Origin of the sequence: Desulfovibrio subterraneus, assembly GCF_013340285.1 — a bacterium.
GTDB lineage: Bacteria > Desulfobacterota > Desulfovibrionia > Desulfovibrionales > Desulfovibrionaceae > Halodesulfovibrio > Halodesulfovibrio subterraneus.
Genome location: NZ_BLVO01000004.1, coordinates 527,358 through 543,743, shown reverse-complemented (window position 1 = coordinate 543,743; position 16,386 = coordinate 527,358). Strand labels below are relative to the sequence as shown.

The 16,386-nt window shown below is 57.4% G+C and carries 13 protein-coding genes and 1 tRNA gene; 8 read left to right on the top strand and 6 right to left on the bottom strand.

What is annotated here, in order from left to right; translation table 11 throughout:
- Positions 1-65: 65 nt before the first annotated feature.
- Positions 66-623, top strand: a complete 558-nt coding sequence (yfcE, locus tag HUV30_RS02925) for a phosphodiesterase (protein WP_174403911.1) — start codon at positions 66-68, stop codon at positions 621-623.
- A 38-nt stretch (positions 624-661) separates the two neighbouring features.
- Positions 662-1,684, top strand: a complete 1,023-nt coding sequence (locus HUV30_RS02920) for a tRNA dihydrouridine synthase (protein WP_243452043.1) — start codon at positions 662-664, stop codon at positions 1,682-1,684.
- Between the two features lie 221 nt (positions 1,685-1,905).
- Here the strand turns inward: HUV30_RS02920 and HUV30_RS02915 are convergent, their stop codons facing one another.
- A complete protein-coding gene (locus tag HUV30_RS02915) occupies positions 1,906-2,511 on the bottom strand; it encodes a hypothetical protein (protein ID WP_174403908.1) in 606 nt (201 codons plus the stop codon).
- Between the two features lie 148 nt (positions 2,512-2,659).
- A tRNA-Leu gene (locus HUV30_RS02910) sits at positions 2,660-2,746 on the bottom strand.
- A gap of 413 nt (positions 2,747-3,159) precedes the next feature.
- Here HUV30_RS02910 and HUV30_RS02905 point away from each other — a divergent pair.
- The 6 genes from HUV30_RS02905 (at position 3,160) to HUV30_RS02880 (ending at position 12,146) form a co-directional block, all read left to right on the top strand.
- Entirely contained in the window at positions 3,160-4,899 is a 1,740-nt protein-coding gene (locus HUV30_RS02905) for a YeiH family protein (protein WP_174403906.1), read from the top strand.
- Between the two features lie 109 nt (positions 4,900-5,008).
- Positions 5,009-5,287 carry a hypothetical protein gene (locus tag HUV30_RS02900; protein WP_174403905.1) on the top strand — a complete coding sequence of 93 codons (279 nt, stop codon included), beginning with the start codon at positions 5,009-5,011 and terminating at the stop codon, positions 5,285-5,287.
- A 158-nt stretch (positions 5,288-5,445) separates the two neighbouring features.
- Positions 5,446-7,905 (top strand): c-type heme family protein, encoded by a 2,460-nt coding sequence (locus HUV30_RS02895; RefSeq protein WP_174403904.1) that lies wholly within the window; start codon positions 5,446-5,448, stop codon positions 7,903-7,905.
- Positions 7,906-7,926: 21 nt separating this feature from the next.
- Positions 7,927-9,348, top strand: a complete 1,422-nt coding sequence (locus HUV30_RS02890) for a sigma-54-dependent transcriptional regulator (RefSeq protein ID WP_174403903.1) — start codon at positions 7,927-7,929, stop codon at positions 9,346-9,348.
- A gap of 73 nt (positions 9,349-9,421) precedes the next feature.
- Positions 9,422-10,654, top strand: a complete 1,233-nt coding sequence (locus HUV30_RS02885) for a glycosyltransferase family 4 protein (RefSeq protein ID WP_174403902.1) — start codon at positions 9,422-9,424, stop codon at positions 10,652-10,654.
- Between the two features lie 298 nt (positions 10,655-10,952).
- Positions 10,953-12,146 carry an EAL and HDOD domain-containing protein gene (locus tag HUV30_RS02880; protein ID WP_174403900.1) on the top strand — a complete coding sequence of 398 codons (1,194 nt, stop codon included), beginning with the start codon at positions 10,953-10,955 and terminating at the stop codon, positions 12,144-12,146.
- An 81-nt stretch (positions 12,147-12,227) separates the two neighbouring features.
- Here the strand turns inward: HUV30_RS02880 and HUV30_RS02875 are convergent, their stop codons facing one another.
- From HUV30_RS02875 to HUV30_RS02860, 4 genes are all read right to left on the bottom strand, one after another.
- Entirely contained in the window at positions 12,228-13,208 is a 981-nt protein-coding gene (locus HUV30_RS02875; RefSeq protein WP_174403898.1) for a protein phosphatase 2C domain-containing protein, read from the bottom strand.
- A gap of 84 nt (positions 13,209-13,292) precedes the next feature.
- Positions 13,293-14,111, bottom strand: coding sequence for a carbohydrate ABC transporter permease (locus HUV30_RS02870; RefSeq protein WP_174403896.1), 819 nt, complete (start codon positions 14,109-14,111; stop codon positions 13,293-13,295).
- 9 nt (positions 14,112-14,120) lie between these two features.
- Positions 14,121-15,002, bottom strand: coding sequence for a carbohydrate ABC transporter permease (locus HUV30_RS02865; RefSeq protein WP_174403894.1), 882 nt, complete (start codon positions 15,000-15,002; stop codon positions 14,121-14,123).
- A 68-nt stretch (positions 15,003-15,070) separates the two neighbouring features.
- Positions 15,071-16,378 (bottom strand): ABC transporter substrate-binding protein, encoded by a 1,308-nt coding sequence (locus HUV30_RS02860; RefSeq protein WP_174403893.1) that lies wholly within the window; start codon positions 16,376-16,378, stop codon positions 15,071-15,073.
- Between the last annotated feature and the right edge of the window lie 8 nt (positions 16,379-16,386).

Genomic DNA, 16,386 nt, shown 5'->3' with positions numbered 1-16,386 from the left:
AGCGGGCGATGTCTGCGTACAGGGCGGCTCTCACGCAAAATTCAGCAAAGAAGTTGTAACTGGCTATGAAGATATTGTTTATTTCTGACATTCACGGCTCTCTTCCCCGTGCACAGACTGTGTTTGCCGCGGCAGAGCCTGATTCTCTGGACGCCATAGTGGTGCTGGGCGATATCCTGTACCACGGGCCCCGCAATCCCTTGCCGGAAGGGTATGACCCGCGTGCGACAGCGGCCTTTTTCAACAGCTACAAGGACCGCATCATCGCCGTGCGCGGTAACTGCGATTCCGAAGTGGACCAGACGCTGCTGGAGTTCCCCATCCGCACGGACTATTCGTGGCTCTTCATTGACGGCATGCGCATTTTTCTGACCCACGGGCATCTCTGGACAGAATCCAAGTTGCCGCCGCTGGTTGAAGGTGATGTCTTTGCCTACGGCCATACGCATGTTCCGCGCGCACACTTAGTGAACGGCATAGGCATCTGGAACCCCGGTTCCTGTTCTCTGCCCAAGGAAGGAAACGAGCCTTCCTACGGCCTGTACGAGGATGGCGTTTTCCGTGTGCTGACGCTGGATGGCGAGGTGGTGCTGGAACGTTGCCTGTATGGTCTGTGCGCCTAGTGGCAGCGAGTCATATGCAGGCAAGTGATATCTCAGCTGTGTCCGCTCTCTCCGAACGGTTGAATGCCCCCTTGCAGATTCGCGGCAGAAGCGTGGCCAACCGCCTGTGGCTTGCACCCATGGCCGGGCTCGGTCATGTGGCCTTTCGCGAGGTTGCATCCCGCTTCGGCGGCTGGGGCCTGCAATTCACCGGCATGTGCAGTGCCCGTGCCGTGCCGACGGAAAAGCCCGCCGTGTCGCCCGTGTTCAGCTGGCGGCCCGAAGAACTTTCCACACTTGTCTGCCAGATATTCGGGGCCGATCCCGACGACATGGCCCTTGCCGCAGAGCGTATTCAGGCGGAAGGGTTCTGGGGGGTGGACATTAATATGGGCTGCTCCGTGGCCCCCATTGTCTACAAGGGATGCGGCGCGGACCTTATGCGCGATCCTGAGCGTGCCTGCCGCATGGTGGAAAAGGTACGCAGCGCCGTGGATATTCCTGTCATGGTCAAATTCCGTACCGGATGGCAGGCAGAGCCTGAACCGGCTGTGGCCTTTGCCAGAATGCTGGAACAGGCCGGAGCTGATGCGCTCACTTTTCACCCCCGTGTTGCGCCGGACAGAAGAAGCAGACCCCCAAGAACGGATCATATCCGCCTCGTCAAGCAGGCGGTTTCCGTTCCCGTATTCGGAAACGGCAACGTGTTCACGGCCGGAGACTGCCTGCGCATGCTCGATGCCACAGGCTGCGACGGCGTATCTCTCGGGCGCATAGGCATAGCCCGCCCGTGGGTGTTTGCGGAATGGACGCAGGGCTTCGTGCCTGCTGAAGAGACCTACCGCGAAGCGCTGTTTGCCTTTCTGGATGCCATTGAGAAGTGGAATATCCCCAGCCGCGCCATCAAGATGTACAAGAAATTCGTGCTGTATTATGCCGCCAACTTTACCTACGGGAACCGCCTGTTCGGGCGCCTCATCGCAGGGGAGACCATGGAGCGTATGCGCGAGAATGCGGAGCGTGAGTTTGCCGCTGTGCCGCAGATTTCCGAAAGGCCCAACATGCTCATGTTCACCATGTAGTGTGTGTCCGTAGTCCATGCCGGATAAATGAAATGATGAACTTTCGTTTTCAGTAAAACCACATTCCCGTTAAGCCGGAACTGGGGTCCAAGAACAGATTGGCATCACTTATACGAGGTGCAGGAACGTTAGGTTCCTGCCCGGCGGAGCCCAAAAATACCAGAAATGACTTTGTCAGCAGTCAGAAACGCCGCCCCAAGGGGCGGCGTTTTTTGTTGCTATCATGCGCCGGCGGGGTGCTCCGGCAGATTTTGCAAGGCACTTCGCAGTTGTGCAAGAACGGCGGGGTCTGTCACCGGAACAAGCGGCTGTGTGATCATCACGGCGGTCACAACATGGTGGCCGAGCAGCGGGCCGACGGGTTCCTGAAAGATAGGCTTGTTGGCTTTCACAAAGACCATTTCGTCTGCCTTCTGCCCCCGGGCCAGCATCTTTTCGGTAAGTTCGGCCACGGCTGCGGCCTCTTCTTCCGGTGTTTCCTGGGTTACAGGCAGGCCGTCCATATAGCCGACAACCTTGCGCCCCTGAAAATATTCGGGATCGGCATCCGATTCTACGGGGACAACACCTTCGGGCAGGGCGGTGGTGCGCGGAATAAAGTACGGTGTTTTTTCGTCTTCCGTCTGCCCTGCATAAAACTGCCGGGCCCGCTCTATCCAATCCGCCATGGAAGGAACAGCCGGTGCTGCATCGCTATTGCCGGTGGCTGCAGTTTTGGAACGTTCCGCAGCGTCAAGTTGCTCCGCAAACCCTGTCGCCGCAGGGGTGGCCTTTTTCGTGTTGCCGGAACTCCAGAAGTTGTTGCCGGTCACGGGGATGATGCTCATGGTGCTCCTCCGGTAAATAGTGCCGTGTAACGGAAATTGATATCCGTAAAGCAAAATATATTCCGGGGGCATGATTTGCCGCATGCGATGGCTGAAAAAGGAAATGAAAAAGGCTCCGGCGTTAGCCGGAGCCTTTTATCATCTTCCGTGGTGCCCAAGAGAGGACTCGAACCTCCATGAGGGAACCCTCACTAGACCCTGAACCTAGCGTGTCTACCAATTCCACCACTTGGGCACGGAGTGACGAATTGCTTCGTCGAGGAGGATTCTTAAGCGAAATACTCTCCATTTGGCAAGAGAAATTTGTAGAGCGCCCGAATTTTTTTACAAAGGAGGGAGTGAGTAATTACGCTGCCTTCGTAGGGTTGTACAGCATGTCCGGTGCGAGGAGTAAACTTTTCTTTGCATTATGGGGTGCAAATTAGGGTTGTCAGTGTTATGTGTAGTTTGCAGTAGACATAATTTTGTTTAGAGGCTTTTCACATGTAATTCCGGTTTGTTGCGCCCTTCATTATCCTTGGCATGGCTTTTGTAGTATGTGCGACGATCGGAATGAAACCGTGTGAACTGGCTGGCATCGCGCTGCGAAGTTGTGGGCGAGTCTGCGCCGGCCGGAGAATTGATCCTGTAAAGGAGGAGTTTTCGTCTATGTCTCAGGAATCCAACGTAGTAGTCGATGAGGGCAAATCGTCCTTTTCCGACCTGTGGACCAAGGAAGATTACTGGGCCATCTGGCTTGGTTTCTTCATTATTGCTGTTGCATTCGTCCTGTATTTCAATTTTGCTCCGGTAGGGGAATACAAGGAGAAGATTGCCAAGGAAAATGCTGTGATGGAAACCGAAGCGGCCCGCGCGCCCTTCAAGACCATTGCATGGTACAAGGCTTCTGATTCCAAGAAGAAAGTGAAGGCTTCCGACACTGCCGTTGGCAAGTTCGCAAAGCATTGGACCAACAAGCCCGGTTCCTGGAAAGAAAATCCGGTTGACGCCTTCATCATGTCCAAGGAACGCGCAGACATGATGAATGAAAAGGCAAAGCCGAAGTATGAAGCCGCCAAGGCTCAGGAAGCTGAACTCTTTGCCGTTGCTCAGGCTGCGGAAGCTGCCGCTGCTGCTGCGATGTTCCAGGACATTACCCTGAACGACGACGCCAAGGCCAAGATCGGTGAATGGCGCGCTGCACACAAGAAGTCCAGCGATGCCAAGAAGAAGGTAGGCAACAAGCCCTACAACCGTATTCCCACTCTGCTGGTGCTCGGCTTAGCCATGGCCCTGTTCTTCTCCGTCGGCATCAAGTTCATGGGCAAGGACACCCTCGGCTTTATCAAGGGCTTCGGCATCGTCTTCGGTGTTGCTGTTGTGGCATACACCCTGGGCGGCCAGTCCTTCTCCAAGCAGTACGGTATCGGCGCTGAAGCATGGGGCGTTCTGCTCGGCATGGTGATCGCCAACACCATTGGCACGCCTTCCATTGCAAAGAAAGCCTGCGAAGTTGAATTCTTCATCAAGACCGGCCTTGTTCTGCTCGGTGCTGAAGTGCTCTTCAACAAGATTGTCGCCATCGGCGTTCCCGGCATCTTTGTTGCGTGGGTTGTTACCCCCATCGTTCTCATCACCACCTTCATCTTCGGTCAGCGCGTGCTGAAGATGCCTTCCAAGACACTGAACATCGTTATTTCCGCGGACATGTCCGTGTGCGGTACTTCCGCAGCTATTGCCACTGCCGCTGCCTGCCGCGCCAAGAAGGAAGAACTGACCCTGTCCGTTGGTCTCTCCCTCGTGTTCACCGCCATCATGATGATTGTCATGCCTGCCGTTATCAAGGCTGTGGGCATGCCTGAAATCCTCGGCGGCGCATGGATGGGTGGTACCATCGACGCAACCGGTGCCGTAGCAGCCGCAGGTGCATTCCTCGGTGAAAAGGCCCTGTACGTTGCCGCTACCATCAAGATGATCCAGAACGTGCTCATCGGTGTTACCGCATTCGGCGTTGCCGTATACTGGTGCACCAAGGTTGAGTGCGAAGCGGGCAAGAGCGTTGGCTGGATGGAAATCTGGCACCGTTTCCCCAAGTTCGTTCTGGGCTTCCTTTCCGCTTCCATCATGTTCTCCGTCATTGACGGCAGCCTCGGCGGCGACATGGGTTACACCATGATCGACAACGGCGTGGTACGCGGCTTTACCCGTCTGTTCCGCGGCTGGTTCTTTGCTCTGTCCTTTGCCGCAATCGGTCTGGCCACGAACTTCCGCGAACTGGCTCACTACTTCAAGGGCGGCAAGCCGCTTATCCTGTACGTGTGCGGTCAGTCTTTCAACCTGGCTCTGACCTTGACCATGGCCTACATCATGTTCTACCTGGTGTTCCCCGAGATCACCGCGCAGATCTAGTAGCGCCTCTTTGAGAATGCGGGGGGAGGCTCTTGCCTCCCCCTTCTTTATCTGCAAATGTGTGGCTTGAGGTTCTGCCTGAACTGCAACCATCATGAAGGGAACGACAATGACTCAGCCTTCTCTGACACAGCCTTCTTTGGCTATCAGGATTCGCAAGCTGGTAATCGGTATAGTGGCCCTGCTTTTGTTCTCCAATGTGTTTCTTCCGGCGCTGACCCGCTCGTGCGACAAGCTTGAGTATATGGCCAACGCATTGGAAGAGCAGAATATCGACCCGAGCCGCTACTACTATACCGACATAGAGGCCGTGGGCGACGCCAATCACGAAATCAGTAACACGCTGCGCTTCATGCCTCACGGGCAGGGACCCCTTTCCCAGCCGTAAAGGCAGCTGCCTTTACAGGCAGTGCTTGTTCTCTGTTCTGACGTGACCAGGCTCCGGCAACGGCCGGGGCGGTCCGGGGCTACAACTGTACCCGTTGCGGAGTATGTCGGAATATTCCGCATGTCGCGCAATGTCGCGCTATATCGCGCAGGATTCGCATGCACTTCCCCCGTCCATCCACTCTGCAGACAAAATTTCTGTCTGGCCTCACCGCAGCCACCATGGTTCTTGGGGTCTGCTTTGCAGTAGGCTTCTACCTGCATATGCGCACCGTGCTCGAAGACGAGGTGCGCGACAAGGCCAAGCTCATCTTCCTGCAGGTGGATTCCGTTCAGCGCTACGTGCGTTCCACACTGCGCCCCCGCATGTATGATGTGCTGCCCGATCAGTTCGTGATCGAGGCCATGAGCACCTCGTTCATGTCCCGCGCCATCATGGACGGCATGCGCAGCGAAGACGGACACCTCTATCGACGCGTGGCCATATCCGCCCGCAATCCCAAGTTCGAGGCCAATGCGCTTGAGCGAGAACTTGTCGGATACTTCCGGACCAACAAGGGGGAGCAGCTCTGGCAGGGATACCGCGACGTGGATGGTGAAGACTTCTACATCATGGCCCGGCCTGTCGTGTTTTACGACGGCTGCATGCGTTGCCACGGCAACAAGGAAGATGCTCCGCAGGAACTGCTGGCACTGTATGGCGACAGGGGGTTCAACCATGTCCGCGATTCCATAGACGGCATAGACCTCGTAGGGCTTTCCGTCACCGACAGCGTTGCACGGCTGCAGCGCACAATTTTCGGCTACTTCGGATTCTTCGCCCTTGGGGCCATCGTCTTTTTCTCGGTGACCAATCTGCTCTTCAAGGTGCTTGTCATGAACAACATCAAGCGCCTTTCCGCCATGTTCCGCGACAACCTTGAAATCACGGGCGGCACCGAACTGCTGAACAAGCTGGTCGAACGCGACGAGATTGAGGAGCTGGAGGCAGGCATGCAGGAGCTGAACAGCCACCTGCTCGATGCCCGCCGCCAGCTTGAAGGATATGCGGAAAACCTGCGCAGCATGGTGGAGGACAGAACCCGCGAACTGTTGCAGGAAGCACAGGAGCGGCGCGCGGATGTCGAGCTTTTCGTGCACCTGCTTGCAGATATGCGCTCAAGCAACACCCGTGCGGACCTGTGGCACCTCACTCTGCCAGAAATCGGCAGACGGTTCGGTGCGGCAAGCGTTTCGTATGTGTGCACCTTTGCTTCGCAGCGACATTTTTCATGGCCGGAGCAGGACGTGTATCCAACCCTGCCTGACAACTGGGTGGATCTGCTGACTGAAAGCCGCACCTATCTCGGCAAGGATACCGCGATAATTCCTGTGGAATCCAGCGAGGGCAATGCCGAAGGCCTGCTGTGCATCCGGTGGAACGATCCCCGGGTGGCGCGGCGGCAGAACCATGAACTGCTTCAGGCTCTCGGACGGCAGCTGGGTATGGCGGCGGAGAACATGTCCGCCCTTGATAATCTCATGCGCCAGATGGGGGCGTTGCAGTCCATTGTTGAAGGGATAACCGATCCGCTCGTGCTCATGGATTCCGCCTACGGACTGGTTACGGCAAATCAGGCGGCGCGCGATCTGGCCAGCGAACTGTCGGGCGGCAGAATTACGGATGGCGCCTTGCTGGGACTGTTTGGCTGCACGTCCGCCAAGGGGGACTGCCATATAGCAGACACCCTTGCGAGCGGAAGGCCGCATGTGGAAGAGGTGATGCTGGATGGCGGACGCAGCTTTGCCCTGAACATGTATCCCATAGTGACGCCACCTTCCGTGCAGGATGCGGACGACCATCGCGGTCGTCTTCACGGCAGAATTGTCGTCTATGCACGCGAAATAACGCGTGAAAAGCGCATGCTTTCACAGATGCAGCAGAGCGAGAAAATGATCACCGTGGGCAAGCTGGCCGCAGGCCTTGCGCACGAGATCAACAACCCTCTCGGCGTTATCCTGTGTTATGCTGAACTGTTGCGCCAGAACCTTGGTGATGAGCAGCAACTGCAGGACCTTGATGTCATCCTGCGCCACACGCGGCAGGCGCAGCGGGTGCTCAAGGATCTGCTGAACTTTGCGCGGCCCAAGACCTCCTCCTACGGGGAGTGCGATGCAGGACGCGTTGCGGCGGCGCTGGCCGAAATTTTCTCCGTGCAGGCGGGCAAGAAGGGCGTAGCCATCATGACCAACGCCAAGCCCGGCAGACTGTTTGTGGCCATGGGTGAGAACGAGCTTGAGCAGGTGCTTTCCAACCTGTTGCTCAATGCTCTGGACGCAGTACCCGGTCGCAAGGGTGAGGTGTTCGTGGAAGTGCTGCCCGGCAACGGTGATGTCCGCATCCTTGTCAGAGACAACGGTTCCGGTGTGCCGGAGAACAACAGAAGCACAATTTTTGATCCCTTCTACACGACCAAGGCTCCCGGTGCAGGCACCGGACTCGGTCTTGCGATAGTATACGGTATGGTTACGGAAGCAGGCGGCACCATAGAAGTGGACAGGGATGCGCAGCTTGGCGGAGCCCGTTTTACGGTCATTCTGCCTGCGGCTCCCATCGATAATCTGCAGCAGGAAGTATAAGCAATTATGGCGGAAGCACCGATGACTGGTTCCGAGATCGGGCTCGGCATTCTCATCGTCGATGACGAGAAGGATTTTGCACGCGGCCTCATGCGCCTGATAACCGGTCGTTTCAAGAATGTTCGCGTGGAGATGGCTAACAGCGCCCGTGCGGCACTTGAAAGACTTGCCAGCGGCGATTTTCACCTCATGATGACTGATTTGCGCATGCCGGAAATGACCGGCATGGAACTTCTGCACGAGGCGTTCAAACAGCAGCCGGATCTCTGCATGGTTATGCTGACTGCGCACGGTACTATTGAAACGGCTGTGGAAGCCCTGAAAATGGGTGCCTATGACTTCGTTACCAAGCCTGTGGAACCCGACCAGCTGTTCCATATCGTGCAGAAGGGCCTTGAGCGGTGCGCCCTGCTTACCGAAAACAAGCGCCTGCGGGCACTGGTTGATTCGGCTGCCGTAGGCGAGATGGTGGGTGAATCGCCTGCCATGCAGCGTCTGCGCTATGCCATTCAGGCCGTGGCCAATTCCGATTATACGGTGCTTGTCCGCGGCGAATCCGGCACGGGCAAGGAAGTGGTGGCCCGTCTCATACATCGCATGAGCCCCCGTGCGGCCAAACCTTTCATGGCGGTGAACTGTCCGGCCATTCCCGAGCATCTGCTGGAAAGCGAACTGTTCGGCCATGTGAAGGGTGCCTTTACCGGCGCGGATCAGGACCGCAAGGGCCTTTTTGCCGCTGCGGACGGCGGCACTCTGCTGCTGGACGAAATCGGCGATATTTCGTCGAATATCCAGACCAAGCTGCTGCGCGTGTTGCAGGAAGGCGAGATCCGCCCTGTGGGTGCCAACCTCAATATAGGCGTTTCCACACGCGTGCTTGCCTCCACCAATCAGGATCTTGAAGCCCGCATTGCGGACCGCCAGTTCCGCGAAGACCTCTACTACCGCCTGAATGTGCTTTCGGTCACCGTGCCTGCCCTGCGGGACCGGATGGAAGACATTCCCCTGCTTGCGCATTATTTCCTGCGTCAGGCCTGCCGCGACATGGCACTGGAAGAGAAGGAAATTTCTCCAGAGGTGGTGGCTTTTCTCGCCTCCAAGCAGTGGCCCGGCAACGTGCGCGAACTGCAGAGCTATATCCGCCGCCTTGTCGTGTTCTGCACAAAGGATTCCGTGGACATGACCCTTGTATCGCAGGTGGAGCAGGGTACCCGTTCAGGCAATATTGTCGCCGGAACGGCTGCGATTCCGGGCGGTATGCCCGAACCGTACAAGGAGGCAAAGGGGCGTGTGACTGACGAGTTTACCAACCGGTATGTGCGTGATCTGCTCACCGCAACGGGCGGTAATATCTCCGAGGCTGCCCGTGTCTCCGGTCTGTCGCGCGTTGCGCTGCAGAAAATACTTGCCCGGCTGGATATTGACGCGGGTTCGTATAAGTAATCCGGTCCGGTGTTGCGGGCCTGCCATTGCCTGTTCCGTTCAAAGCGGGCAGAATGAGTGAGGAGGCCGCAACGTGAAGATATTGCATATTCTTTCCCAGCGTCCCGAGCAGACGGGGAGCGGGGTCTATATTACGCAGATGATGCGTCAGGCACGCGCTGCAGGGCATGAGAATGCCCTGCTTGCGGGCGTGCCGGACAGATTCAATCCTCCTGCGCACGAAGCCTGCGCAACCTCCTTCTTTGTCCGCTTCGGGAAAGATCTGCCCCATGCCGTTGCCGGTATGAGCGATGTCATGCCCTATCCCTCGGTCCGGTTCCGCGACCTTTCTGATGCCGAACTGAACGCCTATGAAGCCTGCTTTGCCATGCGGATGCAGGAGGCCGTAAACACCTTCCGGCCGGACATCATCCATGTGAATCATCTGTGGCTGGCGGCTTCTCTTGCCCGCCGGCTCTTTCCCTCGCATCCCGTCATGGCGAGCAGCCACGGGTCCGACCTGCGGCAGTTCAGGACGAACCCGCATCTCCGCCCGCGCGTGCTGGCAGGGTGTCGCGGGCTTGATGCCGTGTGCGCCCTGCACGAAATGCAGCGCAGGGATATCTGCGAGCTTTACGGAATATCGCCGGACAAGGTGCACGTCACCGGTGCGGGGTACGACGAAGAGCTTTTCAGCTGTGCCGTCAGAGAGCCGCTGCCTCCGGTACGCATCTGCTATGCAGGCAAGCTTTCCGCAGCCAAGGGGGTGCCATGGCTGCTGCGCGCCGTCGAATCCCTTTCGGGCAATGTCAGGCTCGACCTGTGCGGATCTGGCAGCGGCGATGAACAGGCGGCCATTCTGCGTCATGCGGAAGCCCTGGGCGGCAGGGTGGTTGTGCACGGCAACCTGAACCATCAGGCGCTTGCGCAGGTTATGCAGCAGGCCCACATATTTGTTCTGCCTTCCATGTTCGAGGGCTTGCCCCTTGTCATGCTGGAGGCCCTTGCCTGCGGGTGCCGCCTTGTTTCCACACGGTTGCCGGGGGTGGAAGAGGCCTTTGCCGGACTGCCGGAAACCGTGCTCCGCATGGTGGAATTGCCGCGCCTGCACGGAGCGGATACCCCGGTTGCCGACGATGAACCGGCGTTTACCGCAGCTTTGGCAGACGCTCTTTGCGAAATGGTGCGCCTGACGCGTGCAGAAGAACATCCTCCTGTTTCAGGGGAGGTTACAGCTGTTTTGGACAGGTATACATGGCGGGCTGTGTTCAAGCGGGTGGATATTTGCTATACTGCACTCGTAAACAAAAAAACGAATATTTACTGATACTATTTTCAGTGTACCGGAACCATTCTGGGGGAGCCTGATGACTAACGCCGATAGACCTTCAACTACCTTAGCCGCAGACACATCATCGGGGGCATCTTCTTCTGCACCATCCGGCTCGTCAGGTGATACATCCGGCGCGACGTCAGGCGCGACGTCAGGCGGGACATCAGGCGGAACATCAGGCGGGACATCAGGCGGGACATCAGGCGGGACGTCAGGCGGGACATCAGGCGGGACGTCAGGCGGCTCACCTGTTGCCGCATGTTATGAACCCATATTCACCGCACGCCAGCCTGTGTTTGACCGCGACGGTCAGGTGTGGGGCTTTGAGCTCTTTTTCCGGCACAGCGCAGATGCCGGAAGGGCGGAGTTTGATAATCCTGCGCAGGCTTCCGCGCGGGTTATTGCCGATGGTTTCAGCATGGTCCGCAACTGGCTTCCGCCGAACTCCAGAATCATGATTAATGTCCCTGAAGGGCTGCTCAAGGATAACGTGATGCTGGCTTTGCCGGCAGACCGGTGTATTCCCGAACTGGTGGGAGCCGCCGAAGCCTCGCCGGGGCTTGTAAAGGCTCTGCAGACATTGAAGGAACAAGGCTACATGCTGGCCATGGATAATTACACCGGACAGACAGGTATTGATGAACTGCTGGGCCTTATGGATGTGGTGAAGGTAGATGTTTCCATTTTGCAGACCAGCGAACTCTATCCTCTGGTCAGCGAGCTGCGCAAGTGGCCCGTGCAGGTGCTGGCGACGAAGGTGGAAAGCAAGAAGATGCACTCGCTCTGCCGTTCCATGGGGTTTGCCCTGTTTCAGGGATACTATTTCGGCAGGCCCGAGATTTTTGCCGGTCGCAAGGTCTCTTCTGCAGAAATGGTGAAGCTTGATATCGTGAAAGAACTGCACGGTTCGTACGATGTTCAGCGGCTTGCGGACCTCATCAAGAAGGATGTGTCGTTAAGTTACCGGTTGCTTCGGTATGTGAATTCCCCATCTGTGGGGTTGCGGCAGTCTGTGCGTGCGCTGGATCAGGCGCTTGTGATGCTGGGCGAGCGGGTTATCCGCCACTGGCTCATGGTGGTGCTGCTGGCAGACCTTAACCCCACCCCCAGTGCGCGGGAGGTTTCGTTCTGGTCGGTGCAGCGGGCGCGCTTTCTGTTCCTGCTGGCCGAAGAGGGGCTGCTTACCACCTACGGACCGGAAACCATGTTTCTGATCGGCCTGTTCTCGCGCCTTGATTCCCTGCTCGGTCGTTCCATGTCTGAGCTGGTTGCCGAGCTGCCCCTCGATGGGGTCATCAAGGATGCGTACTGCGGGAAAAAGAATTTTGTCCGCGATGTGCTCGATTTTCTTGCCGCATTGGAAGAAGCCCGATGGAACGCTTCCACAGAGCAGGCGAACTGGCTGGGCATTCCCCTCAAACGTGCGGCAGAGCTTTCCAACGATGCGCTGCAGTGGACAGTGTCCATTCTGGATAATGCGGAGTAACAATACAAGGGCAGGGCAGGCGTAGCCTGCACGTCCATGCGCTGCAAGTAACAGGGGAATCACCCGGACGTCATCGGGAAATCAGGCAAGGTGAACGGCAATGGCAGCGATGTCGTCGTGCTGTTTGAAGCGGGGATAGAGACGGCAGTCCGCATCCGTGCATTCAATCGTGCGGATCTGTTCGTGGAGCTTGCGCAGGCCGCGGGTACGCAGAATGCCTGCTGCTGTGCTGAAGTCTGCGCCCTGTTCCGGATGCGCCGTGGGCAGATGCAGGCCGTCCGTAAAAGCCACAATCTGCCGTATGCCCGCAAGCGGCACATGGCCGTATTGCAGAAAGTCGGCTGCCTGCACTTCGCCGTTCAGCACGCCGTAGGTGCGGTTCATCTTGGTCCGTACCGAGCATATCTGTTCATACAGAGACTGCCGGACATTCTGCTCGCCAGCCTCGCTCAGCTCCTTCCATCTGCAGAGCGTTTCCTTGTCGTGGTGCACGTAAGGGGCGGGCAGAAAAAAGCTGTCGTCGGTGATGCACATGATAAGGCTGTCGCCTGTCTGCACGTACTCCAGCGTATTACCGGTGATGCGAAAGGCCGCCATGCTTGCGGACCAGCGGTTCAGCGGGTTCTCCGCATCCACTCCCATCCGTTCCATTCTGCTGCCTATGGCCGTGTTGGCCAGAAGGGCCGTCTCCCGCAGGGAAAGACCGGCGTGCGAGCAGGTTTCAAAGGTCGCGCGCGCAAGGTTGGCCGCCCACCATGCTCCGCTGTGTCCCGCGTGCAGCTGGCCGCTCAGGCTTGATGCTCCGTCAAAGACCGCAAACAGAGGGTGCTGGGTCAGTAAGGCATCTTCATTGAAGGTGCCGGACCCTTTTTCATGCACGGTTTCCACGCGCACAGTCGAGAATCCGGCAGCTGCGTCGCGGGGCGTGCCTGTGCTGACGGTACGGTCGTTTTGGCCGATCCGGTCTGTCCGGCCGGTCCGATCGGCTAGGCCGATCCGGTCTGTCGGGCTGATCTGATCGGTCCGATCGGTCGGGGCATGATGGTCAGAGGACGTGAACATGTAATGAGCATATCCGCGTAGCCCGTTGCTGTCGCATAGGTAATATTTATCTTGATCCTGTTTTTGTATAGAACAAATCGATATCTACTTTTCCTGACTCAGGGCAAAGCCGCGGCTGAACTGTTCCTGCAGCAGCATGAAGGTCACCAGCGCGGGCATGAGCGTGATGATGGCACCGGCCATGACGATGCCCCAGTTGGTGGCATCCTGCCCGCCGAAGACCATGCGCAGACCCACCTGAACTACCTGCATGGAACTGTCATGGATGACAATGAGAGGCCACAGGTACTGGTTCCACATATACACGAACTGGATGACCGTAAGCGCCGCGATGACGTTGGACGACATGGGCAGCAGGATGGACCAGGCGAACCGGATGGGGCCTGCGCCGTCTATGCGTGCGGCATCAAGCAGAGAGGACGGAATTTGCAGAAAATGCTGCCGGAACAGGAAGGTGCCGGTGGCCGATGCGAGAAAGGGAACAATGAGTGCTGCGTATGAGTCGCCCCAGCCAAGGCCGGTGACGATTTCGAACAGCGAAACGATCATGATTTCCGTAGGCATCATGAGGGTGAGCAGAATGAAGATGAACACCCAGCTGCGCAGGGGAAAGCGGAAATAGACCAGCGCCAGAGCAGAGGTGAAGGCAAGGATGGTTTTGCCCGTAGTGACCGCAACGGCGATGATGAACGAATTAAGCATGTACTTGCCCAGATGGAACTGGTTCCACGCGGATGCATAGTTTTCCAGCATGGCCGTGCCGAAGGTGAACTTGGGCGGATAGCTGTATATCTGCGCCGGAGTCTGGGTGGAAAAGAGAATGGCCATGATGACCGGTGCCGCAACAACGGATACGACGATGACAAGGGCAAGGTGCGTGAACAGGTGCTTGGTTTTGCGCATGGCGGTATCCTAGTTGGCGTAATGCACTTTTTTCTGCAGTCTGAATTTGAGCACGGTGAGAACCACCACCAGCAGGAACAGGAACACGGACTGCGCGGCCGCAAGGCCGGACTTGAAGTATTCGAATCCGTCTCTGTATATGGCGTAGATGAAGACGGTTGTGCCGTTGCTGGGGCCGCCCTTGGTGATCAGGTCGATGAAGGCGAACACGTCGAAGAACGCGGCAATGGTGTTCATGATGAGCAGGAAAAAAGTCATGGGTGACAGCAGCGGGAACGTGATGCGCCAGAAGCGCTGCCAGCCTGTTGCACCGTCTATGGTCGCGGCTTCGAGCACGTCACCGGGCAGGTTCTGCAAGGCTGCCAGATAGAACACCACGTTGTAGCCCACGTTCTTCCATACCGTGGAAAGGATGACCACGGTCATGGCGAGCTCGGGGTCGGCGAGCCAGTCGGGAGTAATGCCGAAAATGAGACCGAGGAAATAGTTGATGATGCCGACCTGTGCAGAGAACAGGAACAGGAAGATGACACCCGCCACGGCAGGGGGCAGGGCATAGGGCCAGATGAGCAGCAGGCGGTAGTAGCGCGCCCCCGTGACCTTTTCGTTGGCAAGCACTGCAAAGGCCAGCCCAAGAGCCATGCTGAGAGAAACGCTGCCCAGCACGAACACGAGCGTGTTGACCATGATGTCGCGGTATTCCGGCTCGGTGAAGATTATCTGGTAATTCTCCACCCCCACGAACATCTTTGAAAGCCCGAGAAATCCGACCTGATACAGAGACATGATGAAGGTCTGGATGGTGGGCAGGTACAGAAAGAATATCAGTATGACAAGAGTGGGCAGAAGCAGCAGAAAGGCTGTTCCGTGGCGCTTGAACACTGGCTGCATGGTCTATCCTGTGCACGGGTGGACGGTGCGGGGAACGTTGTGTTCCCCGCACCGCGGGATGCGGGTTGTTACTTCACGGAACGGTTATAGCGTTCCAGTGCCTTGTCGGCGCGGGCGTCTGCATCCTTCATGGTGGCCTTGATGTCGGCACCGTTCAGAATGCTCTGCACGGCGTCAGTCACGATGTTGCGCAGTTCGGGGAACATGCCGAGCATGGCGCCCTGCGTGGAACGCACGGGCTTGGTTGCCATAAGCTGCTTGAAGGCGGCTGCGTAGGCAGGGTTCTTTTCGAACCAGTTTTCCTTTTCAAGCTCGGTCACGGCGGACTTGCGTACGGGGAAGTAGCCGGTGCCCTTGTGCCAGCGCACTTCGTTTGCCGTGTTGGTGAACCACAGCAGGAAGTTCTTGGTGGCATCGTTGGCCTTGTCGGAATGGCCCTTGGTCATCCACAGGGATGCGCCGCCCACGATGGTGCCGAAGTTTTCGGAACCGTCAGCCACGGGCAGGAAGCCGGTGCCGAGTTCAAAGTGGTTTTCTTCGGCGGCCTTCTGCATGAAGGTGATGTCGGAGGTGGAGGTGATGAGCATGGCAGCCTGACCGGAGATGAACAGGTTGTTCGCGCCGTCCCAGTCTTCAACCTTGCCGGAGTAGACGAAGAGTTTATCGTCGTACATCTTCTTCCACCAGGTCATGATCTTGAGCATGGGCTCGGAGTCGAGCAGGATGTCGGTGGCGCGGGCGGCACGGCCGTTTTCGTTGTTGGCCAGCAGCGCACCCTGGTTGCCCATCCACTGTTCCACGAACCAGCAATGCAGGGGCCAGGTGATGCCGTAGGGAGCAGCACCGGAAGCCTTGAGCTTTTCAGAGGCGGCGATCACTTCGTTGAAGGTCTTGGGGGGATTTTCAGGATCAAGACCGGCCTTCTTGAAGAGGGTCTTGTTGTAATACAGAACAGGGTTGGAGGAGTTGAAAGGCACGGAGTAGAACTTGCCGCCGATGCGGTAGTAGTTGGCTACGCCGTCCACAAAGTCGTCAAGCTTGGCATCGTCGCCGGGCTTGATGGTGTCTTCAAAGGGCATGAAGATGCCTGCATCCACGCCAAGCTGGCTGCCCACTTCAAAAATATGCACGATGTTGGGAGCCTTGCCCTGCTTGAATGCGAGAATGGACGCATTCAGCGTGTCGCGGTAGCTGCCCTTGTATTCGGGCGTTACTTCGATGTCGGGATGGGCCTTGTTGAAATCGTCGCACATCTCCTTGATAAGAGTTATGCGGTCACCGCCCATGGCGTGCCAGAAGGAGACCTTGGTCTTTTCCGCCAGGGCCGGGGTAGCCATGATAAGCACGGCGAACAGGGCAACAACAAAACGTTTCATGTACAACC